The sequence below is a fragment of the Modestobacter sp. NPDC049651 genome, from assembly GCF_040659695.1.
In the GTDB taxonomy this organism is placed as follows: domain Bacteria; phylum Actinomycetota; class Actinomycetes; order Mycobacteriales; family Geodermatophilaceae; genus Modestobacter.
Genome location: NZ_JBFAOG010000001.1, coordinates 539,961 through 562,173, shown reverse-complemented (window position 1 = coordinate 562,173; position 22,213 = coordinate 539,961). Strand labels below are relative to the sequence as shown.

The following is a 22,213-nucleotide window of genomic DNA, read 5'->3' as shown; positions in this document are numbered from 1 at the left end:
GCAGAGGGACGCGCACGGCCGGTCGCCGTCACTACCCTCGGCTCACCATGACGCCTCCCTCGCTGTCCGACCGGCTCCGCGCCGACGGGGCCGCCGTCGCCGCCGTCCTCGGGCACGCCGCGCTCGCCGCCGTCCGCCGGGAAGGGCCGGCCGCGCCGCCGTGGGCGGGCCGCCGCTGGCTCGTCCGGGTGCTGACCCTGCTCACCGGCGCCTTCGCCCTCGAGGTCGCGGCCGCCTCCGCCTCGACCGTCTACGACGGCAACGGCGTGGCGTACTTCTTCTGCCTGCTGCCCGCGGTGGTCGCGCTCGTGCTCGCCCCGCGCCGCCCGCTGGACGCCTGGCTGGTCGTCACCGGCGTCGTCGTGCTGCTGGAGGTCGCCGGCACGCCGATGCAGTGGATCTGGCTGCTCTGGATCCCCGCCCTGCTGCTGGCCGCCGCCGTCGCGCAGGGCCGCACGCTGCTCGGCATCGTCGTGGTCACCGGGGCCGGCTACGGCATCTGCCTCGGCGTGCAGCCGGACGCCGTCCAGGGCGGGTGGCACCTCGGGGCGGCCATCGTGCTGGCCATGGCCGTCGTCCTGGGCGCGGCGCTCGGCGGCCGGCAGCGGGCCCGCGCGGCGCTGCGCGGCGAGCAGGAACGGGCGTCCGACGCGCTCGCCCGGCAGGGCGCGCTGGCCGAGCGGGCCCGGATCGCCCGGGAGATGCACGACGTCGTCGCCCACCACATGTCGCTGATCGCGGTGCGCTGCGAGACCGCGCCGTACCGGCTGGCCGAGCTGCCGCCCGCGGTGCGCGGGGAGTTCGCCGAGGTGGCCTCGGCCGCGCGGCAGTCGCTGGCCGAGATGCAGGGCCTGCTCGGGGTGCTGCGCTCCGACGACGGCGCCGAGCGCGCGCCGCAGCCCGGGCTGGCCGACGTCGAGCAGCTGCTGCGCTCGGCCCGGGCGGCCGGCGCCGAGCTGCAGTGGGAGCTGATCGTCCCGGTGGTGCCCGAGGCGGTCGGGCTGTCGGCGTACCGGATCGTGCAGCAGGCGGTCGCGAACGCCGGCCAGCACGCCCCGGGCGCATGGGTGCGGGTGCGCGTCGAGTCCGTCGACGGCGTGCTGCGGATCGAGGTGGTCAACGGCCCCGGGACGACGACCGCCGCCGCGCCGGGCAGCGGCACCGGGCTCACCGGCATGCGCGAGCGGGCCGCCGTCCACGGCGGGGAGCTGACCGCCGGCCCGACCCCGGACGGCGGGTTCCAGCTCACCGCGGAGCTGCCGATCGGGGTGCTGGCGTGATCGGGGTGCTGGTCGTCGACGACCAGTCGATGGTGCGCGAGGGCTTCGCCGCGCTGCTCGGCGCCCAGCCGGACATCGAGGTGCTCGGCACCGCCGGCGACGGCGCGGAGGCGCTCGCCCTGGCCGGTTCGCTCACCGGTGCCGGGCGGCCGCCGGACGTCGTCCTGATGGACGTGCGGATGCCCCGGCTCGACGGCATCGAGGCCACCCGCGAGCTGCTCGGCCGCAGCCCCGCACCGAAGGTGCTGGTGCTGACCACGTTCGACCTCGACGACCACATCTACGCGGCGCTGCAGGCCGGCGCGAGCGGGTTCCTGCTCAAGCACGCGCCGGCGGCGGAGCTGCTGCACGCGGTGCGGGTCGTTGCGGCCGGCGACGCGCTGCTCGCACCGGAGATCACCCGGCGGCTCATCTCGCACTTCCTCCAGACCGGCCCGTCGCGGCCGGCCGACGACGACCGCCCGGCCGTGCTCGCGGCGCTCACCCCGCGGGAGACCGAGGTGCTGCGGCTGGTCGCCCGCGGGCTGTCGAACCGGGAGATCGCCGACGAGCTGTTCGTCGTCGAGCAGACCGCGAAGACGCACGTGTCGCGGGTGTTCGCCAAGCTCGGGCTGCGCGACCGGGCCCAGGCGGTGGTGCTCGCGTACGAGACGGGCCTGGTGCGGCCGGGGGCTTGACCCTCCCCCTGGGGGAGGTCCGACGGTCGGTGCATGACCGAGAACCTCGTCGCCCCGCCGGCCGTCGTCGGCGACTTCCTGACCGCCTCCACCGCCCGCGACGTCGACCGGGCGCTGGCCGCGTTGACCCCGGACGCCGTCGTCGTCGACGACGGTTCCACCCACCGCGGCACCGACGAGATCGCCGACTGGCTGCGCCGGGCGGCGTCGGAGTACCGGTACTCGTCGACGCTCACCGGCGTCGAGCGGGTGGACGACGAGCACTGGGTGACCACCCACCACCTGGAGGGCGACTTCCCCGGCGGCGTGGTCGACCTGCGCTACCGCTTCACCCTCTCCGGCGACCGCGTCGCGGAGGTGGTCATCGCGCCGTGAGCCCTGGCGTGCGACCGCCCTTCCCGGTTGGTGGCGACAAACCGGGAAGGGGTGGTCGATTGGCCGGTTGACCTGGGGATTCGCCTGGTCTGGGTGGTCGTCATCGGGTAGACTCCGTACACACGTTCGAAGCGGTCGGGAGGTGTCGTGAGCGGATTGCAGTCGGCTCTCGACGAGCTCGCGGCCGAGGACGTCGAGAGCATGGCGGACGCCGAGACGCTGGATTCGGTGGCGGGGCTGATCGCAGCCCGCAACCGGCTGGATGCGCAGATCACCCGCCGGGTGAGGCACGGTCAGCTCATCCAGTCCGCGGAGCGTGATGGCTTGAAGTCGATGCGGTCGTGGTTGATCGGACACCAGCGCCTGTCGGCGTGGGACGCATCGAGGCTGATGCGGGCCGGCCGCACGCTGCCGCACTTCCCGTTGGTCGCGGTCGGGTTCGCGGACGGGTCGATCACTGCCGCGCAGGTGGATGTGATCGCCGATGCGGTGGGTCCAAGGGAGATCGCGGCCGCTGCGGAGCAGGGGATCGACCTGGCCGCGTTCGACGAGGACTGGGCGCGGGTGGCGCGGGAGTCGTCCTATGACGCGCTGAAGGTCGCGGTGCAGGCGTTCCAGGCCGCGCTCGATCCCGATGGCCCGGAGCCGGACCCGACCGAGCTGCGCAGCCTGAGGATCGTCAAGCACGCCGACGGGTCGACCACCGGCCGCTGGGACCTGGACGCCGTCGCGAGCGAGAAGGTGCAGGCGGCGATCGAGTCGCAGGTCCAGGCCGACCGGCCGAAGGGTGACACCCGGACCCGCGCGCAGCAGAACGCGGATGCGTTCGTGCAGATCGCCGACAACCAGCTCGCCGCGGGCAACCTGCCGGTCCTGCGGAGCGAGAAGCCGCACGTCGTCCTCCAGATCAAGCTCGAGGATCTCATCGATCCCGCGACCGGCGCGCAGACCGCGAGCATGGGGTTGGGGGCGCAGATCTCCGCGGCGAGAGCTCGCTGGCTGGCCTGCGACGCGGTGGTATCCCGCGTGATCATGGGCCCGGACGGTGTTCCGCTGGACTACGGCCGCAAGCACCGCATCGTCCCGGCCAGCCTGAGACGGGCGGTGGTGGCGCGGGACAAGACGTGCGTGTTCGCCGGCTGCGGGGCACCGCACTGGTGGGCCGACGTCCACCACCTGGTGCACTGGATCAACGGCGGCGAGACCTCACTCAAGAACTCAGCGTTGTTGTGCGAACGGCACCACACGAAGGTGCACCACGGGTTCCGGGTCGAGCGAGATCCCGGCGGGCGATGGCGCACCTACCGCCCCGACGGCACCGAGATCCTCATCGGACCCCTCATCAGCTGACGCGCGTACACCGGCGCCTTCGCGCCGGCCGCGGTTGCCATGTGCAGTGTCCCAGGCGCGCCCCGAGCGAGGCGGCACGCTGCGCTGGAGCGGTGCCGCGCCGATAGCTTGAGCTCGTGACCACGGAGGTCGTTCGTCTCGGGGCTTCGTGCGACCTGGTGTCCGAGGAGCCTGCCACCCACGAGCGGTCGTTCTGCGTCGGCGAGTTCGCCGTCCTCTCGGACGGCCGTCGGATCGAGATCCACGCTTCCGGTCGACAGGGAGGCGATCCTGGCGCGTCTGGCGCGCGCGCAGCAGGACCAGCTGGTCGTCACCGTCCGACGCTGGATACCGGAGGCCGATCGACTGGAGGGTTTCGTGGTCGGCGTCGGCGAGAAGTGGGTAGCGCTCCAGCGTCTGTCCGACCGAATCGTGTTCGACGGCTGGCACCTGATCCGTGTGAAGGACATCCAAGCTGTCTCCACGATCCCGACCCTGATTGCTTCGAGATCAGAGCGCTGAAGGTCCGAGCACTGTGGCCGCCTTCTCACCGGAACTGGACCTGGCTGATGTCGCCAGCGTCGTCGGGTCGGCGTCAGCTGTGACAGCCATGGTGTCAGTGTTCGACGAGTTCGCGCGGCCGGACGTGTGCTGGATCGGCACGGTCTCCATGGACGAGTCCACGCTCCGCTTGCTCGAGGTCAACACGCGGGGAGGTTGGGCGCGCAAGCCGCGCACCTTCGACGCAACCGACGTCACCCGTATCGACTTCGGCGGTGGCTACGAGGAGGCGCTTCGCCTCGTTGCTGGTGCCCCACCAGCCGGGTAGGCCTTCAGGGGCTCAGGACGGCTGCCGCTGGCCGCCATCGGGTGGCGGGTCGATGGCGGCTTGCAGGAGAAGATCTCGCGCGTGCGTGAGGGCGTCGTCCTGGCGCTCGCTCCCAGTCATCAGCTCCGCTGCAGCCTGCATGGCGCGTGGACCGACGTTGGTGGCGCGAAGGCGGATCACGGCGTCCTCGTCGTTGAACCCCCGGCCGATGAGCCAGTGGGCCAGTACGGCGATCGAGGTCACGGGGTGCCGCTCGAAGTCCAGGTCGTCGACCGACCCGGAACGCATCGACGTCTCATCGTGATCGCGCTGCACCCACCGGAACTCAGGACCCACTTCGTGACAGGCGGTGTCCCGAGGGTCGGGCAGACCGTGTTCCCGGAGGCGGCTTCAGGGACGCCTGTCGTCTTCCGAACGCTGCCAGGGCCAGCGGAGTCGCCGCCCACGGTGGGGCGGTCGGCTGAACAGCGGTTCGTCATCCGGGAGGTCGGCCACCCGTAGGCCGACGTCGGCCAGCTCCGCTCCGTACTGGACCCGGTCGAACCGCAACGGCGCACACAGCGAGTCGATGGGCTCAGGGCCGCTGATGTTCCCCTGGTCCCACCGGAAGTCCGACCACGTCACCTCGGTCGCGCCCACGTGCAGCGCGGCAGTGACGGCACCGCACTCCAACTCGCCGCACGAGCCGCAGACGAGCAGGGGGATGCGGCCCGCGTCCAGGTAGGGCGCGGGACGTCGCCCCAGGAGGGTCTCGACGGCTCCCGAGATGTCCGCCCAGACGGAGCGGTTCAGTGCCGTGACGAGGTTCCTGTCGACGTGCGCCAGGTTCGAGAAGGAGACGCCGTCGACGAGGAAGTCCAGGAAGTACGACCGGGGGTGACGGACCACCCTGCCGTCCCTGACGTCGTGCGTGTGGACTGCCGGCTGAAGGCCCAGCGTCAGCAGCTCCGAGGTCACGGCTGCAGTATCGGCACAGTCGTGCGTCCCGTGATGGGCCGCCCACGGACAAGCTGACGCGAGATGCAGCGTCCCCTCACTGCCGGTCGGCAGTTCCCCGCTCTCGCCGCCTTCGACGTACGTTCAACGCATCAGGCGGTGACCAGGCCGGACGGTGCGGTGCGGAGCCGGCCGGCTGCGGTGGCCGCGGCCAGCGACACCTCCAGCACCGCCGACTGCGCGGCCGTCCGCCGCCGGAAGCCGAACACCTCCAGCGTCGCGGCGAACAGCTCGTCGCGCGGCATCCCCGCCGACGCCCGGCACAGCGCCACCATCGCGTTGCCGATCTCCTCCGGCGCGATCTGCTCCAGCGGCCGCTCGGCGCCCGGGTCGCGGCGGAACCCCGTCCACGTCGTCCGGTCCAGCAGCTCGGGCCACACGAAGTCACCGGACCGCGTCCAGCCGGGCAGCAGCTCGGCCAGCGCGTCGCGCCGCTTCTCCACCACCCGGCTCAGCCCGAACGCCCCCGCGGTCAGCCGGCACAGCCGGTCCACGTGCACCGGCCCCTCCGCGTCGACCCCGGCGAGCATCACCTTCCGCACCTTCTCCGCCGCACGCGGGTCGGCCAGCCGGTCCAGCAGCTCCCGCGAGCCGGCCGCCTTCGGCGCCCACGCCGCGAACGGCTCCTCGCCGTCCAGCACCAGCTCCCGCACCTCCGCGACGTCCGGTTTCGGCGCCGGAACCGGGACGGGGGTGGGTGTCGGGGCCGGGGGAGCAACGGTGGCGGGGACGTGCGTGGCAGCCACCAGCCGGTCGACGACCGCGCCCGCGTCGGCCAGCCACTCCGGCAGCCACACCCGCTCCACCGCCGGCCAGCGCAGCATCCCGCCGAGCACCTCCACCGGCAGCCCGTCGCGGTCGCCGACCGTGCGCCGCCGCGCCCACGCCGGCCCGTCGAGCAGCACCGCCAGCACCGGTGCCTCCGGCGCATCGGGCAGCGCGACCGAGAGGTCGACCTTGAAGTCGGACAGCCCGACGTCGGTCCGGACGACGAAGCCGCGGGCCCGCAGCGCCGCCGCCACCTCCTCCCGGTGCCGGTCGGGCACCGCGGCGAACCGCGAGTCCCGCGGCAGCGCGTCGGTGCCGAACGCCGCCATGTCCAGGTAGGACCGCAGGTGCTTGATGCCCACCGACGACGTCTCCTCGGCGCGCAGCATCGCCGGGTCGAACGAGCTGAACACCACGACCTGCCGCCGCGCCCGGGTGACCGCCACGTTCAGCCGCCGCTCACCCCCGGCCTTGTTCAGCGGGCCGAAGTTCAGCGGCAGCTGGCCGCGCTCGTTGACGCCGAACGCGGTGGAGAACAGCACCACGTCCCGCTCGTCGCCCTGCACGTTCTCCAGGTTCTTGACGAACAGCCCCTCGCCGTCGGTGCGGTCCAGCGCCTCGACCAGCCGCTCGTCGCCGGCGTCGCGCAGCAGCGACTCGATCAGCGACCGCTGCTGCACGTTGAAGGTGACCACGCCGATCGAGGGCACCTCGTCCGGCGAGAGGTCGAACCGCCGCCGGATCTCCGCGACGATCGCCTCGGCCTCCACCGGGTTGGTGCGGTGCAGCGGCCCGCTGCCGGTGCGGTGGAACACCCCGTCCACCCGCACCAGCGAGACGCCGTGGCCGCCCGGCTCCGGGGTGGCGCGGCCGTGCACGGGTGCGGGGAACGACGACAGCCGGTTCTCGTAGTACTGGCCGTTGCTGAACGCGATCAGCGACTCGTCCTGGCTGCGGTAGTGCCACGACAGCCACTGCCTCGGCACCCGGGCCTGCACGCACTCGCCGAGGATCGACTCCTCGTCCTCCACGGCGGTCGCGAGGTCGTCGTCGTACACGTCGTCGTCGGCGCCGGACGACGGCTCGGCGAACGACGTCGGCGGCATCTGCCGGCTGTCGCCGACCACCACGGCCGACCGGGCCCGGCCCAGCGCACCCACCGCGTCGGCGACCCGGATCTGCGAGGCCTCGTCGAACACCACCAGGTCGAACTGCTCCGCGCGGGCGGGGAAGAACCGGGCCACCGAGTCGGGGCTGACCAGCACGCACGGCATCACCGCGGTGATCAGGTCGCCGTACTCGGTGAGCAGCCCGCGCACCCCCAGCCCGCCCCGCTGCCGGTTGAGCTCACGCTGCAGCGCCCCGACCCGCCCGCCGGGAGCGGCGACGTCGAACGGCCGCGCGTCGAGCACGGCCGCGGGCAGCGCCGACCGCAGGTGCGCGCGCACCGCCCGCGAGGCCGCGGTGAACCGGCCGATCGCCTTCTCGTGCACGGGGGCGTCGAACGCGGTGAGCCCGGTGGCCGTCTCGCGCTCGGTCACCGACGCCGTCGACAGGCCGAGCTCGAACGACCGGACGGCGTCGTCGGCCGGCACCTCCCCGGTCAGCAGCGCCGTCCGGGCGGCGGTCAGCCCGGCGGTGCGCAGCGGCTCCAGCGCGGCCAGCAGGTCCAGCCACCGCTGCAGCGAGGGCAGCCCGGGCGTCGGCACCGACCGCTCGACCGCGCCGGTGCGCCAGCGGGCGACCAGCCCGGCGTCGCCCGTCCACACGCCGAACCGGTCGGCGGGGCAGTCGCAGGTGGCGAGCAGCGCCCGGAGCGCGTCCCGCACCGCTGCGACGGACGCCGCCAGCGCGGGGTCGGGCAGCGGGCCACCAGCGAGCACGTCGCGCACCGCGCCGGGGAAACCGTCGGTGCCGTCGACCACGGCGGCCGCGGCGCGCAGCCAGGCGATCTCCTGGTCGATGAGCTCCGGCTGCACGAGCGGGTTCCAGCCCGCCGGCACCTCCAGGCCGGGCAGCGCCTCCGCCCGGGCGGCGAACGACCGGGCGGTGGTCTGCGCGGCCAGCAGCGCGGCGGCCAGCGCGGGCACCGCCTTGGGCTCCACCTCGGCGGTGAGCACGCCGGCCAGCCGGTCGCGCACGGCGGTCAGCCGCTTGCCGCGGCCGAACCAGCCCGAGCCCGCCGCCTCGGCCGCGGCGGCGGAGATCTCGGCCAGCGGCAGGTCCAGCGCGGCCGGCGTCGCGACGTCCAGGCCGGGCTGGTCGGCGGCGGTGGCGGCGAAGGCACCGATCTCCGCGCCCAGCGCCGCGGTCTCCAGCTGCCAGCGGCGCGAGCGCACCTCGTCGAGCACCGCCAGCTCCAGCGGTGGCCCGCTGAGCAGCCGGGCCAGGCCGTCGAGGTCGTCGGGGGTGCGGGCAGCGGCCAGCGCCGGGGCGAGCCGGGAGCCCGCGGGCAGCCGGTCCAGCGCGGCGTCGAGGCGGGCGGCGGCGGCCTTCGCGGCCGGCACGTCGACGAGGTTGCTGTCGACGAACGCCCACGGGTGGTCGGGGCGGGGTCGGGCCACGTCGGCGACGTCGGGCAGCCCGGCCAGCGCGCGCCGCACGGCGGCGGTGGCCTCCGCGGTGAGCGCGCCGACCGCGGCCGGGTCGACCGGCAGCGCGGGCACCGCGCCGCCGACGCTGAGCGCGCCGGTGTGCGCGCTGTACAGCGACAGCCCGGCGGCGTTCGGCTCGTGCAGCCGGGCGGCGTACCGGGCCAGCGTGCGGCGGGCCGAGCGGAGGTCCTCGCCGTCGGCGGCGAGCCCCTGCCGGTCGACCTCGACGGCGTGCTCGAGCGCCTCCCGCACCTGCGCGCGCACCACGGCCGGGCGGCTGCCCTTGTCGTGCAGGTCGAGCGCGAACGGGCCCATCCCGACCGCCTCCAGCCGGCGCGCCACGACGTCCAGCGCCGCGCGCTTCTCGGCGACGAACAGCACCCGCTTGCCGTCGGCGACAGCACGGGTGAGCAGGTTGGTGATCGTCTGCGACTTGCCGGTGCCGGGCGGGCCCTCGAGCACGAACGTCCGGCCGGCCACCGCCTCGGCGACCGCCTGCAGCTGCGAGGCGTCGGCGGGCACCGGCACCGCGGCGGCCAGCTCGTCGAGGTCGACCTCGCCGGGCGCCGGCACCGGGTCGGGGAACGGCTCGGTGGGGGAGGAGACCAGGTGCGCGACCAGCGGGTTGCGCACCAGCTCGGCCCAGCTGTCGTCGAGGTCGCGCCACAGCCGGTACTTCGCGAACGCCAGGATCGCGAGGTCCGCGGTGGCCTCCACCCGCCAGGGCAGCCCGCGCTCGGCGACCGCCCCCCGCATCGCCTGCAGCGCGGCGTCCAGGTCGATGCCGGCGCCGTCGGTGCTGGGCTCGGCCAGGCCCGGCACGGTCAGCCCGTGCAGCTGCCGCAGCTTCTCCAGCAGGCACCAGTTCGGCGTGCTGCTGCCGGACTCGTCGAGGGTGAGCCGGTAGGCGCCGGTGCGCGACAGCGGCCGCACACTGACCGGCACCAGCACCAGCGGGGAGCGCAGCGGCCGGCCGTCGAGGTCCCACACCAGGCTGCCCAGCGCCAGGTACAGGTTGTTCGCGCCGGTCTCCTCCAGCACGGTCTTCGCCTTGTACGCGATGCCGCGCATGCGGGGCACGTAGGCCGCCTCGGACAGCTCGGCGTACAGCCCGCGGCGCTCGGTGAGCAGCGCGCGCAGCTGGTCGGCGGGCAGGTCGCGGGCCGAGCGCAGGCCGCGCTCGCGCTGCACCGCGGCGAGCTGGTCGCTGGGCAGCAGGGTGATCGGGGTGCCGCCGCCCACCAGGTCCTCGAGCGTGCCGAGCTCGTCGTCCGGGACGATCAGCGGCAGCCCGGACCGGGACGTGTAGTTGATCAGCCGGTTGCGCAGGCTGAGGTCGAGCAGCGCGTTCTTCCACTGCGCGATGCGCGGCGGCGCGACCTCCCGGGCCGGCTGGCCGGGCACGGCGGGCGCGGGGGCGGGCGGTGGCGCCGGGACGGCGACCGGCGGGCGGTACTCGACGACGGTGACGGTGCCGTCGTCGGCGCGGGTGCGGGCCGGCAGCGGGACGACGCCGTCCCGGCGGGCGCGGTGCACGTCGGTGACCCCGGCGACGGCGGCCAGGTCACCGGTGAGCCAGCGGCGGTAGGGGGAGCGGTGCAGCTCGGCCAGCGGAAGCGGCGGGGCGCCCGGGTCGTCGCCGGCGGTGAGCAGCGTGGTCTCGACCAGGCCGATCGCGCCGAGGTCGACGAGGTTGACCAGGCTGGCGACGTCCGTGGTGGCCGCCGACTGCGCCGCCATCTCCTCGCGCCAGTAGCCGAGGAACGCGTGCCCCTCCACCACCCACAGCAGCGGCCGGACGCCGGCCTGCTCGAACGCCGCGGCCAGCACGACCACCAGGTCCAGGCAGGTGCCCACCCGGTCGTCGAGCACCTCGGCGGGGGTGCGCACCTTCTGCCCGTGGTCGGCCCAGCTGGCCGGCGGCTCGCTGTAGCGCACCCCGCGGGCGTGCACCGCGGCGCAGATCGCCTCGACCACCTCGTCGACCCGCTCGGGGCCGGCCTGGTAGCCGGGCATCGACGGGCTGCCGGTGCGCTCGCGCAGCACCTCGCCGGCCTCGCCGAGCAGCACCGGGACGGCGGGGTGGTTGGGCAGCACGTGCGCGGCGAGCATCTCCAGCGCGAGCGAGAGCGGGGTGGCCACCCACTGGCTCGCGGCGAGGACGACGACCGGCACCCGGGCCGAGCCGAGGATCCGGCCGTCCTTCTCCACGGAGACCTCGAGGGTGCCCGGCCGGCGCTCCTCGACCTGCAGCATCGCCGCCGGGTCCAGCCGCAGCCCGACGTCGGTGAGCACGGTGGCCCGGCCGGGGTCGAGGTCGGCCAGCAGCTCCACCGGGGCGCCGATCGGGCCGCGGGCGTCGCGGACGCCGAGGTGCACGGCCGCACCCCGCACCGGCGCACCGCTGCCCTTGAGGCTCAGCTGCGAGACCACCGGGACGCCGTTGTGCGCCAGCGCGTAGCTCAGCACCGGCACCGCGGTGACGCCGACCGACACCCGGGTGGCGGGGAGCGCGGCGTCGGGATCGCTGTCGACCGGGTCGAGCTGGAGGTCGGCGGCCATGGTCCCTGTCTACCGCGCGCGGACGACGATGCGGGGACGTCCCGGGGCAGCGGTCGCCGGTGGGGCGGGTGGGGCAGGAGTGGCCGGCCGCGCGCGCCGCGCCGCAGGGGGTGTGGCGGCGGGTCGGCGTCCCCTAGGTTGCGCGGCGACGACGCCGGATCCACGAGACGGGACCGACCGATGACGACTCCGCAGCAGCCCGGCCCGGACACGCCCCCGCCGCCGCAGTACGGCCGGTACGCGCCGCCGCCGCAGGGGCAGTACGGCCAGTACGCCCCGCCGCAGCCCGCCGGGTGGCCGGCGCCGATGCCGCAGAGCTACGACCAGCGGCCGCCGATGGGACCGGTCGGCAAGGTGCGCGGCACCTGGGCGGTGATCGGGCTGACGATCATCACGTTCGGCATCTACTCGCTCGTCTACTACTACCTCACCCACGAGGAGATCAAGAAGCACACCGGCGAGGGCCTGGGCGGCCCCATCGCCCTGCTCATCGCCTTCTTCGTCGGCTTCGTCTCGCCGTTCCTGCTCAGCCACGAGGTGGGCAACCTCTACGCGCGGCACGGCCGCCCGCAGCCGGTCACCGCGCTGAACGGGCTGTGGGTGGTCCCGGGCTGCCTCATCCTGGTCGGCCCGTTCATCTGGCTGTTCCAGACCAACGGTGCGCTCAACGACTACTGGCGGAGCGTCGGCGCGCGCTGACGGCGGGCCGCCGACCTCATCCGGGACAGCGCCCGGCTGTGGCACCCTCGGGGGGTCAGCTGGACGGCTGAGGTGCGGCCACCAGCTCCCGCCTCGCAGCTCCGGCGCGCAGCGCCCGACCGGGGCGCTGCACCGACCCACCCCCGATGCGCTTGCGAGGCACCTCCACGATGAGCACCGACAACCCCGGCCCGACCGAGCCGAACTGGGCCGGCCCGAGCGAGCCGAACGTCGCCGGCCACGCCCCGGGCGCCGCCCCGGCGACCGGCCCGACCGAGCAGCTCACCGACGGCTCACCCGACGGCCCGGCCGCGGACGAGCAGCGCGAGCCCGGCTGGGTCACCCGCAACACCACGCTGCTGATCACCCTGCTGCTGGCGGTCATCGTCGCCGGCTGCGCGGTCATCGGCGTCGGCGTCTACCGGCACAACCAGAACGAGGCGGACAAGGACACCGAGGCCGCGTTCCGCACCAACGTCTCGGCGCAGGGCGCGACGGTCGAGACCGTCGAGTGCAACGGCGACACCTGCCGCGCGGTCATCGGTGGCCAGGCCTACAGCGTGCTCGTGCAGGAGGACGCCAAGGGCAAGAAGCACTTCGGCGTCGCCGCCTTCAACGGCCGCTGAGCCGCCCGCACCCCCCGGCGCCCCGGTACCGCGGTACCGGGGCGCCGTGCTGTCCGGGCCAGGGTCGTCACATCCGGAACTCCGGTGCCCGGCCGACCCAGCGGTCCCGCGTCGGGGCACCGCCTGTCGCCGGAGCGCGCGCCGGTCGGCAGACTGCTGCGCGACGGCGCCACGCGGGCGCGCGGCGAGGAGGAACGGCATGACCCGGCCGGACGGGCGGACCGACCTGAGCACACCCAGCAGCAGGACGACCCTCGTGGTCACCCTCGCCGTGCTGCTCGTGGTGCTGGTCGGCATCGCCGCCGGGGTCGGCGGGGCGCTGCTGGCCGCCGGTGCGACCGCGCTCGTCGTCGGCGGGTCCGCCCTGCTGCGCGGCCGGGCGGACTGGCTGCGCCTGCTCAGCCGCCGGGCCGGGGCGGCCGTGGCGGGCGCCGGCCTGGTCGTGGGAGGCGTCGGGACGGCGTTCGGGCTGACCCCGACCACCCCCGCCGCCACCGAGGGCACCGCGCTGGCGGGCACCCCGTCGTCCGCCGCCCCGTCGAGCACCCCGCCGGCACCGCCGCGCCCGGCGCTGACGATCACCTGCCCGACCGGGGCGGGGGCCGCGCCGGTGTTCGGCCGGGACATCACCGCGACCGCGCCCTACCGGGTGACGATCGACTACGGCGACGGTGACCGGTACACGAACGACGACCAGCACCTGGGTGCGGTGTTCTCGCACACCTACGCGGCCCGCGGCAGCTGGACCGTCACCGCCCAGCTCACCGACGCCACCGCGCAGACGACCACGGCGACCTGCACCTACGCGTGGCCCCGCCGCTGACCGGCGGATCTCCTCCGCTGGTGTGACACCTGGGGCGCAATCGGACGGTTGCGGTCCACGGACGTGCGTCCCGGCGGGCACCTGTGGCAGCGTCGGGACGAGTCGTCTGCCTAGGGAGGCTGCATGCTGCCGGTGCTCGTGATCGTGGTGCTCGTCGTGGGAGCGCTCGGTCTCGTGCTCGTCCGGCGCCGGCGGAGCGCGCCCGGCCGGCACGCCGCCGCCCGCCGTCCGGACGCCGTGACCGGGGTGCCGACCGCGCTGAGCGCGGCGCCGGAGCCCGTCGCGGTGGTCGAGCCGGTGGCCGAGGAGCCGGTGACCGAGCCCGTGGCCGAGGAGCCGGTGGCCGAGGAGCCCGTGGCCGAGGAGCCCGCGCCCGCCGTCGACCCCGCGCCCACCGAGCCCGAGCCTGAGCCCGCGGCCGACGAGCCGGACGTCGAGCAGCAGGTCGTCGCCGAGGCCGAGCAGGTGGTGGCGGCGGCCGAGCAGGCCGTCCAGGCCGAGGACGCCGCAGTGCAGGACGCCGCCGCGCAGGACGCCCCCGTCGCCGCCGCCGAACCGGAGCAGGGCGCCCCCGAGCCCGAGGCCGTCGCGGAGCCCGCGACCCCGGCGCCGCCGGCCGCCCAGCGGACCCCCGGCCGCACCACCAGGGCCGCCGCCGTCCGCTCCCGCAAGGCGACCGTGTCGGTCGACGCCGGCACCGCGCCGAAGGTGCGCCGCTGCGGGCACTGCCGGCAGCCCGGCCACACCCGCACGACCTGCCCCGACCTGAAGGCCTGACCACGGCGTTCGGCCGACGTCGCGCCCGCGACGACCGGGTCCGGCGGGTGATGGACCTGCTCGTGGCCACGCACGGCTACCCGGCCGACGCGGCGGCCGGGCTGGTCGGCAACCTGCTGTCCGAGTCGGGCCTGCAGCCGGACCGGATCGAGGGCAGCCGCCCGGGCACGCCCATGCGCGCGGCCGACGCCACCGGCCGGGTGCGCGACTTCTCGCCGGAGGAGGTGCGCGACCGGGACCGGCAGGCGGGCACCGGGCCGCGGCTGCCCGGTGTCGGCATCGCCCAGTGGACGTCGCCCGACCGGCGCGCGGGGCTGTTCCGCCACGCGGTCGGCGGGCGGGTGCCCGGCGCTGCCGTGCTCACCGACCTCGATGCGCAGGTCGACTACCTGGTCACCGAGCTGCGCACCGCCTACCGCGGCCTCGACGCGCTGCTGCGCGACCCGGCGACCACGGTCGAGGACGCCGCCGACGCCGTGCTGTTCCGCTTCGAGGTGCCCGCGGCGGTGCTCGACGGCGGGCGGCTGCGCAGCCGCGACGACCCCGCGGTGCAGCCGGTGCTGCACCGCCGGCGGGAGCTGGCCCGCGACGCCCGGCGGACCCACGGGGGCTGACCGGGCGGCTCAGCCCAGCGGCCCGCTGAGGTAGTGCGCGAGCACCGGGGCCACGGCGGCGGCGAGCTCGTCGCGGCTCATCTCCGCCAGCGGCGCGGCGCGCAGCACGTACCGGGTGAAGGCCAGCCCGAGCACCTGCGACCCGACCAGCGCCGCCCGCCGGGCCGGCTGGTCGGGGGTGACGGCGGCCAGCGCGGGGGCCACCTGCCGAACGAACACCTCACGCATCGCCGCGGCCGCGGCCTCGCTGGTCGCCGCCGCCCGGAGCAGGGCGAGGAAGGTGCCCTGTTCCTCCCACACCGCGAAGAACCGGGGCAGCAGCGCGGCGGCCACGTCGCCGGGCGCGACGCCGGCGAGGTCGGGCAGCCGCAGCTCGAACTCGGCCGCCGCGGAGAACAGCGCCTCCTTCGTGCCGAAGTACCGGACCACGAGCGCGGCGTCCACGCCGACGTCCCCGGCGACCGCGCGCAGCGTCGTCCGCTCGTAGCCGTCGGCGGCGAACCGGGTGCGCGCCGCGGTGAGGATTGCGGCCCGGGTGCCGGCGGCGGAGCGGGGCCGGGGAGCTGCCATGGCGGCAGTCTACGGCGCCAAGTCACCAAGCGTTGACATTGCGGTCCAGGAGGGCCAGGGTCGATGTCACCCACTGGTGACCTGGAGGTGCGCGATGTTCCCTGCCGACTCCGACGTGGTGGTGGTCGGCGGTGGCCCGACCGGCCTGCTGCTGGCCGGTGACCTGGCCCGTGCAGGGCGCTCGGTCACCGTGCTGGAGCGGCACCCCGCCGCCTCGCCGCTGAGCCGGGCGTTCGGGGTGCACGCCCGCACCCTCGAGCTGCTCGACCAGCGCGGCCTGGCCGACGAGCTGCTGGCCACCGGCCGGCCGGTGGCCACCCTGCGGCTGCTGGGCCGCGCCGGCGTCGACCTGAGCCGGCTGCCCACGGCGTTCCCGTACGTGCTCATCACCCCGCAGCACCACGTCGACGCGCTGCTCGGCCGGTACGCCGCGGCGCAGGGCGCGACGGTCGTCCGGGGTGCGGAGGTCACCGGCCTGGACCAGGGGCCGGACGGGGTGACGCTGCGGGTGCGCACCGGCGACGGCGAGCAGGCGGTGACCGCCCGGTACGCCGTGGGCGCCGACGGCGCGCACAGCACGGTGCGCGGGCTGGTGGGGCTGCCGTTCCCGGGCGCCGTCGTCCTCCGGTCGATCATGCTGGCCGACGCCGAGCTCGCCGACCCGCCCGCCGACGGCATCGCCGTCGACGCCGGACCCGACGGGTTCGCGTTCGTCGCGCCCTACGGCGACGGGCGGTTCCGGCTGATCACCTGGGACCGGCGCAACCAGGCCGCCCCCGACGCACCGCTGACCGGCGAGGACGTGCGGCGCTCGCTGGTCCGGGCCGCCGGGACCGACTTCGGCCTGGGCCGGGTCACCTGGGTGTCCCGGTTCTCCAGCGACGAGCGGCAGGTGCCCTGCTACCGCGCCGGGCGGGTGTTCCTCGCCGGCGACGCCGCGCACGTGCACACCCCGGCCGGCGGGCAGGGCATGAACACCGGCATCCAGGACGCCGCCAACCTGGCCTGGAAGCTGGCCGCCGTGCTCGGCGGTGCCGCCCCCGACCTGCTCGACGGCTACGACGCCGAACGGCACCCGGTCGGCCGGACGGTGCTGCGCACCAGCGGGACGACCATGCGGATGATGACCGTGCACGCCCGGCCGCTGCGGGCACTGCGGGCCGCCGCCCTCGCGGTCGTGCCCCGGGTGCGCCCGCTGGCCGACCGCGCGGCCGGCACGTTCTCGGGCGTGTCGATCGGCTACCCCCGCGGCGCCGGCGACCACCGGCTGGTCGGCACCCGGGTCGGCGACCTGCCGCTGCGCGCACCCGCGGGCCGGCTCGCCGTCGCGCTGCGGACCGGCCGCTGGGTGCTGGTGCTGCCCGCCGGCGCGTCCCTCGCCGAGCGCGCCGCGGCGTCCGCGGCCGCCGGGGAGCGGGCCGAGGTGGTGCAGCGCGCCGACGCCGGGCCCGGCCTGCTGGTCCGCCCCGACGGCTACGCAGCCTGGGCCGGCGGGGCCGCCTGGGCCGGCGACGCCACCGGCGCCGGGTGGCAGCCGGTGCTGGACCGCTGGTCCCCGCGCCGCCCGGTCCCCGCGGCCGTCGGCTGACCGCCGGTCAGCTGTACGGGGTGGGCGTGCGCGGGCGGACCAGGTCGGCGTACTCCGGGTGCCGGCGCAGGTAGGCCGCGATGAACGGGCACACCGGCGCCACGCGGCGCCCGGAGGCGCGCACCTGCTCCAGCGCCTGCCGGGCCAGCTCGTTGGCCACGCCGCGGCCGCGCTGGGCCGGGTCGACCTCGGTGTGGGTGAACACCACCAGTCGCCCGGCCACCCGGTAGCAGGCGTACCCCTGCGGCCGGCCGTCGACGAGGAGGACGAAGACGTCGCGGTCCGGGTCGTCGACGACCCGGAGGTCGGTCGTGGGTGCGGTCATGAGGTGCTCCTCTCTGCACTGCCCACCACGGTGCCCCGCCGGCCGCCCGGCCGGTATACGTCGAGCGACTGCGCAGCGTCGCGACGGGCGGGGGAGGGGTGGTTCCCGGCGCCGGGCGCCCGGTCGGGGGAGGATCGGGCCCGATGGCACGCAGGCACCTCCCCGACGGCGGCGACCAGCTCGAGCTGCCCTTCGAGCGCACCCGGTCCGACCGGGTGCGGCAGGCCGCGCGCACGACCGGGCGGGTCACCGGCCGGGTGGTCGCGGTCGTGCTGCGCTGGGTGCTGCGGCTGGCGCTGCCGGTGCTCGGCGCGGCCGGGGCGCTGCAGGCGCTGCCCTACCGGGCCACCGTGCAGGGCATCCCCTTCGAGGTGCGCGGCACGCTGTTCACCCGCCCCTGGCTCTCGGCCGACACCACGCTGGGCAGCTGGCAGTTCCCGGAGCTGACCGGGCTCCCGGTCGGCGTGCACGTGCGGCCCGAGGACGTCGACGTGCTGCAGCTGACCAAGGCGGCCGGCGGCGACCTGCCCGGGTTCGTCAGCCGGCTGCGCGGCGACTTCAGCGACCTGGTGCCGCGGATCGCGCTCTGGCTGGTCGGTGAGCTGCTGCTCGGCGCGCTGGCCGGGCTGGCCGCCGCGGCGGCGCTGAACATGGCGCTGCGGTACTGGCGGGGGCTGCCCCGCCGTCCGCACGAGCTGCGCCGCCGCGCCGTCCAGCTGGCGGCGGCGCTCGGCGTCCTGGTGCTGGTCGCCGGGGTCGGCGCGGCCACCTACAACCCCGAGTGGTCCCGGCAGTCCCAGCTGACCGGCACCCTCGCCGCCGCCCAGCTGTTCCCCGACCAGCTGTCGGACTACTACTCCCAGCAGTCCAAGGCGTTCGACGTGCTCGGCTCGGTGGTCGCCATCCAGGCCGCGCTGCAGCAGCAGATCGAGCCGTCGGAGGCGGCCGGCCCCGCCCTGGAGGTCATGTTCATCTCCGACATGCACCTGGCCGCCAACTACCCGCTGGTGCAGCAGTACGTCGCCAGCTACGGCGTGGACCTGGTCGTCAACACCGGTGACGAGGCCGAGTTCGGCACGCCCGCCGAGCTCACCCCGCAGTACCTGGACGGGTTGCGCGCGCTCACCGCGCAGACGCCGATGATCTGGCTGGCCGGCAACCACGACTCCCCGGGCGTGGAGGACGTGCTGCGCGGCATCCCCGGCGTGACGGTGCTCGGCGACAAGACGGCCACCGCCGGCGGCTACCGGGTCACCGCGAGCGAGGTGCAGGCGTTCGGCCTCACCATCGCCGGGCTGCCCGACCCGCGGGTGTACGGCGGCCCGGGCGCCTACGGCGCCGACGACCCGAAGGTGGTCGACCCGTTGCAGCGCCGCGCCGTCCGGGCCGCGCTGGGTGCGCCGGACGACGACGAGGACGACGACGCCGCGGCGACCCCCACCCCGACCGACGACGCGACCGACGGGGCCGCCGGCGCCGCCGCCCCGCTGTACGACGTCTTCGCCACCCACGAGCCGGTGGCCGCCGAGGAGCTGCGGGAGGTGCTGCCCGGCGAGATCCGGCAGACCAACTCCGGGCACACGCACAAGCAGAACAAGACCGCCGACATCCAGGCCGACGACGGCACGATCGACCTGGTGGAGGGCTCGACCGGCGCCGGCGGGCTGGACAACATCGTGCGCGGCACCGCGCGGCCGCCGATCGAGTTCAGCATCGAGTCGGTCGGCGCCGACTGCCAGTTCCAGCGGGTCGTCCGGTTCCAGATCGACTCCGCCCCCGACGCCGCCAGCCAGCCGGCGACCGCCTCGGCCTACGGCGACGACGTCACCGCCTCGACCATCTACTTCCGCCCGCAGCAGGTGGGCACCGACCGGGTGTGCGGCCCGCAACTGGGCATCGGCCCGGTCCTGCCCGTCGTGCCCCGGCAGTGAGGAGAGCACCGTGCCGACCCGTCGCAGCGCCGGGATCCTGCTGCACCGCGCCGGCGCCGACGGCGTCGAGGTGCTGATCGGCCACATGGGCGGCCCCTTCTGGGCCCGCAAGGACGACGGCGGCTGGTCGCTGCCCAAGGGCGAGATCGACGACGGTGAGGAGCCGTTCGCCGTGGCGCTGCGCGAGTTCGCCGAGGAGCTCGGCTCGCCGGTGCCCGCCACCGACTTCGTCCCGCTGGGCGAGGCCCGGGTGACCAGCGGGAAGGTGCTCACGGTCTGGGCCGCCGCGGGCGACCTGGACGCGGGCGCGATCGTCAGCAACACCTTCGAGCTGGAGTGGCCGCCCCGGTCGGGCCGGGTGCAGCAGTTCCCGGAGATCGACCGCGCCGCCTGGGTCCCGCTGGCGACCGCCCGGACCAAGCTGGTCAAGGGCCAGGTGGTCTTCCTCGACCGGCTCGCCGCGCACCTGGCCGGCTGATCCCGCCCGCGTCCGCAGCGATCCTGCCAACCGCGGGCCGGAGGCCCGGTGCTGCCCGCGGGCGCGGCCAGACTGCCGGGGTGACCCTCGACGACCTCGTCCCCGACACCGCCGCCTGCCGCACCGCCCGCGAGGTGGCCGCGGCGTTCCAGAGCCCCGCGCTGCTCGGCCACTGCGAGCGCTCCTACCTCTGGGCGGCGCGCTACGCCGCCGACCGCGGCATCGGGTTCGACGCCGAGCTGCTGTACGTGGCGACGATGGTGCACGACCTCGGCCTGGCGCCGGTGTTCGACAGCGCCACCGAGCCGTTCGAGGACGCCGGGGGAGCGGTCGGCTGGGTGTTCGCGGCCGGTGCCGGCTGGCCGGTCGAGCGGCGCGAGCGGGTGCGGGAGGTCGTCGTCCGGCACATGTGGGACGCCGCCGACGTGCCGCCCGGGTTCGACGCGGAGGGGCACCTGCTCGAGCTCGCCACCGCGCTGGACGTCTCCGGCCGCAGCCCGCAGGACTGGCCGGAGGAGTACCGGGCCGAGGTGCTCGCCCGGTACCCGCGGACGGGGTTCGGCGCGGAGTTCACAGGCTGCTTCCAGCGGCAGGCCGAGCGCAAGCCCGGCTCGACCGCCGCGCGGTTCGTGCGCAGCGGGTTCGCCGACCGGGTGCGGGCGAACCCCCTCGACGCCTGAGGGCGGCCCGTTATGGTGCTCGCCACCCGCCGCCGTCCCGGAGGAGCCCCATGAGCGAGCAGCCCGTCGTCCGCACCCGCGCCGGCGCCGTCCGCGGACGCTCCGAGGGCGGGCTGGCGGTCTTCCGCGGCATCCCGTTCGCCGCGCCGCCGGTGGGCGCGCTGCGCTTCCAGACGCCGCGCCCCGCGCAGCCGTGGGACGGCGTCCGGGAGGCCGACGTGTTCGGGCCGCCGCCGCCGCAGGCCTGGATGGGCCCGCCGCCCCCGGTGCCGCCGGCGACCGGTCCGGTGCGGCACGACCCGACGGACTGGCTGACGGTCAACGTCTGGACGCCGGACCCCGGCGCCGGCGGGCTGCCCGTGCTGGTGTGGGTCTACGGCGGCGCCTACCGGATGGGCTCGGCCGCCGAGCCGGGGTACGACGGCTCCGCGCTGGCCCGCTCCGGCGCCGTCGTGGTGACCGCCAACCACCGGGTGGGCGTCGAGGGGTACCTCGAGCTGGACGGCGCCCCGGCCAACCGCGGGCTGCTCGACGTGCTCGCCACCCTGCGCTGGGTGCAGGAGGAGATCGCCGCGTTCGGCGGCGACCCGGCGCGCGTGACGGTGTTCGGCGAGTCCGCCGGCGCTGGCGCGATCGCGGCGCTGCTGGTGTCGCCGGCGACCACCGGGCTCGTCGCGCAGGCCGTCGCGCAGAGCGTGCCCGGCACCTGGTTCACCCCGGCGCTGGCGCGCGACGTCAGCGCCGAGCTCACCGCCCCGCTCGGGCGGGCACCGTCGGCTGCCGCGCTCGCCGACGTGCCACCGGACGAGCTCATCGCCGCCCTGGCGCAGCTGGACCGCCGCATGGCGTCGCTGGAGCGCTGGGGGCTGGTCTCGCACACCCCGACGCCGTTCTCGCCGGTCGTGGACGGCGAGCTGGTGCCGACCGACCCGTGGACCGGGCTGGCCGCGGGCGCCGCGCGCGACGTGCCGCTGCTGGTCGGGCACAACCGCGACGAGTGGCGGCTGTTCCTGGCGCTGGGCGGTCTGGTCGGCCGGGTCACCGAGGAGATGGCCGACGTGGCCGGCGACGTGTTCGGCCCGGGTCCGGAGGGCGCGGCGCGCGTCCGGGCGGCGTTCCCCGGGGCGGGCGCCGAGGAGCGCTTCGTGCTCGCCCACTCCGACCGGATGTTCCGCATGCCGAGCCTCCAGCTGGCCCGCGCGCACACCGCCGGCGGCGGCCGCAGCCACCTGTACGAGCTCACCTGGCCCGCGCCCGCCGCGGGCGGGGTGCTGGGTGCCTGCCACGCGCTCGACGTCCCGCTGGTGTTCGGCGTCCTCGACGGGAGGATGGGGGAGCAGCTGCTGGGCCCCACGCCCCCGCCCGAGGCCCGCGACCTCTCCGCCGCCATGCAGGCGGCGTGGACGGCGTTCGCCCGCGACGGCGACCCCGGCTGGCCCGCGCACGACGACGAGGCGCAGCTGACCCGGGTGTTCGACGCCGGCGAGCGCGGCGGGGTGCTGCGCTACCCGGAGCAGGCGTCCCGCGCGCTGTGGGCCGACCAGCCGATCGGCGTCCTCGACCTGCTGCCCTGACCCGCCGTGGGGGGGGCCGGCCGGGGGGGGCGGGGCGGCCCCCGGGGGGGCGGGGGCCCAGTGGGTGGGGGACAGGGGGGGCGGGTGGGGGGGCGCCACCCCCACCGCCGCCGGCGGC

At 76.0% G+C, this 22,213-nt stretch carries 20 protein-coding genes; 15 read left to right on the top strand and 5 right to left on the bottom strand.

Going from position 1 to position 22,213, the window contains the following annotated elements:
* Positions 1 to 47 precede the first annotated feature (47 nt).
* The 5 genes from AB0J00_RS02830 (at position 48) to AB0J00_RS02810 (ending at position 4,490) form a co-directional block, all read left to right on the top strand.
* Positions 48 to 1,280: a histidine kinase gene (locus tag AB0J00_RS02830; protein WP_357739835.1), complete on the top strand. Its 1,233-nt coding sequence runs from the start codon at positions 48 to 50 to the stop codon at positions 1,278 to 1,280.
* Positions 1,277 to 1,957 (top strand): response regulator transcription factor, encoded by a 681-nt coding sequence (locus AB0J00_RS02825; RefSeq protein ID WP_357739832.1) that lies wholly within the window; start codon positions 1,277 to 1,279, stop codon positions 1,955 to 1,957. Before AB0J00_RS02830 ends, AB0J00_RS02825 begins: the two co-directional genes overlap by 4 nt.
* 33 nt (positions 1,958 to 1,990) lie before the next feature.
* Positions 1,991 to 2,332 carry a nuclear transport factor 2 family protein gene (locus AB0J00_RS02820; protein WP_357739829.1) on the top strand — a complete coding sequence of 114 codons (342 nt, stop codon included), beginning with the start codon at positions 1,991 to 1,993 and terminating at the stop codon, positions 2,330 to 2,332.
* Between the two features lie 147 nt (positions 2,333 to 2,479).
* Positions 2,480 to 3,682, top strand: coding sequence for a DUF222 domain-containing protein (locus AB0J00_RS02815; protein ID WP_357739826.1), 1,203 nt, complete (start codon positions 2,480 to 2,482; stop codon positions 3,680 to 3,682).
* Between the two features lie 514 nt (positions 3,683 to 4,196).
* Positions 4,197 to 4,490, top strand: coding sequence for a hypothetical protein (locus AB0J00_RS02810; RefSeq protein ID WP_357739823.1), 294 nt, complete (start codon positions 4,197 to 4,199; stop codon positions 4,488 to 4,490).
* A 12-nt stretch (positions 4,491 to 4,502) separates the two neighbouring features.
* Here AB0J00_RS02810 and AB0J00_RS02805 read toward each other — a convergent pair whose 3' ends face one another.
* From AB0J00_RS02805 to AB0J00_RS02795, 3 genes are all read right to left on the bottom strand, one after another.
* Positions 4,503 to 4,778, bottom strand: coding sequence for a hypothetical protein (locus AB0J00_RS02805; protein WP_357739820.1), 276 nt, complete (start codon positions 4,776 to 4,778; stop codon positions 4,503 to 4,505).
* 102 nt (positions 4,779 to 4,880) lie between these two features.
* A complete protein-coding gene (locus AB0J00_RS02800; protein WP_357739818.1) occupies positions 4,881 to 5,447 on the bottom strand; it encodes a hypothetical protein in 567 nt (188 codons plus the stop codon).
* 131 nt (positions 5,448 to 5,578) lie between these two features.
* Positions 5,579 to 11,410, bottom strand: coding sequence for a DUF3320 domain-containing protein (locus AB0J00_RS02795; protein WP_357739815.1), 5,832 nt, complete (start codon positions 11,408 to 11,410; stop codon positions 5,579 to 5,581).
* A 180-nt stretch (positions 11,411 to 11,590) separates the two neighbouring features.
* Here AB0J00_RS02795 and AB0J00_RS02790 point away from each other — a divergent pair, with 180 nt between their 5' ends.
* The 5 genes from AB0J00_RS02790 to AB0J00_RS02770 all read left to right on the top strand — a co-directional run bounded on the left by AB0J00_RS02790 (position 11,591) and on the right by AB0J00_RS02770 (position 14,949).
* The gene (locus AB0J00_RS02790) at positions 11,591 to 12,109 is read left to right on the top strand and encodes a DUF4234 domain-containing protein (RefSeq protein ID WP_357739813.1); all 519 of its coding nucleotides are present in this window, start codon (positions 11,591 to 11,593) and stop codon (positions 12,107 to 12,109) included.
* A 170-nt stretch (positions 12,110 to 12,279) separates the two neighbouring features.
* On the top strand, positions 12,280 to 12,735 hold the full coding sequence (locus AB0J00_RS02785) for a hypothetical protein (RefSeq protein ID WP_357739810.1): 456 nt from the start codon (positions 12,280 to 12,282) through the stop codon (positions 12,733 to 12,735).
* Between the two features lie 199 nt (positions 12,736 to 12,934).
* Entirely contained in the window at positions 12,935 to 13,558 is a 624-nt protein-coding gene (locus AB0J00_RS02780; protein WP_357739807.1) for a hypothetical protein, read from the top strand.
* A gap of 123 nt (positions 13,559 to 13,681) precedes the next feature.
* Positions 13,682 to 14,335 carry a hypothetical protein gene (locus AB0J00_RS02775; RefSeq protein ID WP_357739805.1) on the top strand — a complete coding sequence of 218 codons (654 nt, stop codon included), beginning with the start codon at positions 13,682 to 13,684 and terminating at the stop codon, positions 14,333 to 14,335.
* 50 nt (positions 14,336 to 14,385) lie between these two features.
* Positions 14,386 to 14,949, top strand: a complete 564-nt coding sequence (locus tag AB0J00_RS02770; RefSeq protein ID WP_357739802.1) for a phage tail tip lysozyme — start codon at positions 14,386 to 14,388, stop codon at positions 14,947 to 14,949.
* A 9-nt stretch (positions 14,950 to 14,958) separates the two neighbouring features.
* Here the strand turns inward: AB0J00_RS02770 and AB0J00_RS02765 are convergent, their stop codons facing one another.
* Positions 14,959 to 15,519 (bottom strand): TetR family transcriptional regulator, encoded by a 561-nt coding sequence (locus AB0J00_RS02765; RefSeq protein ID WP_357739801.1) that lies wholly within the window; start codon positions 15,517 to 15,519, stop codon positions 14,959 to 14,961.
* A gap of 94 nt (positions 15,520 to 15,613) precedes the next feature.
* On the opposite strand from AB0J00_RS02765, the gene AB0J00_RS02760 reads away from it, so the two are divergent.
* Positions 15,614 to 17,107, top strand: a complete 1,494-nt coding sequence (locus AB0J00_RS02760) for an FAD-dependent oxidoreductase (RefSeq protein WP_357739800.1) — start codon at positions 15,614 to 15,616, stop codon at positions 17,105 to 17,107.
* Positions 17,108 to 17,114: 7 nt separating this feature from the next.
* Here AB0J00_RS02760 and AB0J00_RS02755 read toward each other — a convergent pair whose 3' ends face one another.
* On the bottom strand, positions 17,115 to 17,432 hold the full coding sequence (locus AB0J00_RS02755; protein ID WP_357739798.1) for a GNAT family N-acetyltransferase: 318 nt from the start codon (positions 17,430 to 17,432) through the stop codon (positions 17,115 to 17,117).
* 143 nt (positions 17,433 to 17,575) lie between these two features.
* Here AB0J00_RS02755 and AB0J00_RS02750 point away from each other — a divergent pair, with 143 nt between their 5' ends.
* From AB0J00_RS02750 to AB0J00_RS02735, 4 genes are all read left to right on the top strand, one after another.
* Positions 17,576 to 19,363 carry a metallophosphoesterase gene (locus tag AB0J00_RS02750; protein ID WP_357739796.1) on the top strand — a complete coding sequence of 596 codons (1,788 nt, stop codon included), beginning with the start codon at positions 17,576 to 17,578 and terminating at the stop codon, positions 19,361 to 19,363.
* A 10-nt stretch (positions 19,364 to 19,373) separates the two neighbouring features.
* Positions 19,374 to 19,841, top strand: coding sequence for an NUDIX domain-containing protein (locus tag AB0J00_RS02745; protein ID WP_357739794.1), 468 nt, complete (start codon positions 19,374 to 19,376; stop codon positions 19,839 to 19,841).
* 80 nt (positions 19,842 to 19,921) lie between these two features.
* A complete protein-coding gene (locus tag AB0J00_RS02740; RefSeq protein ID WP_357739792.1) occupies positions 19,922 to 20,521 on the top strand; it encodes a cyanamide hydratase in 600 nt (199 codons plus the stop codon).
* Between the two features lie 50 nt (positions 20,522 to 20,571).
* Complete coding sequence (locus AB0J00_RS02735) at positions 20,572 to 22,095, top strand: carboxylesterase family protein (protein WP_357739790.1); 1,524 nt, start codon at positions 20,572 to 20,574, stop codon at positions 22,093 to 22,095.
* The last annotated feature ends 118 nt before the right edge of the window (positions 22,096 to 22,213 follow it).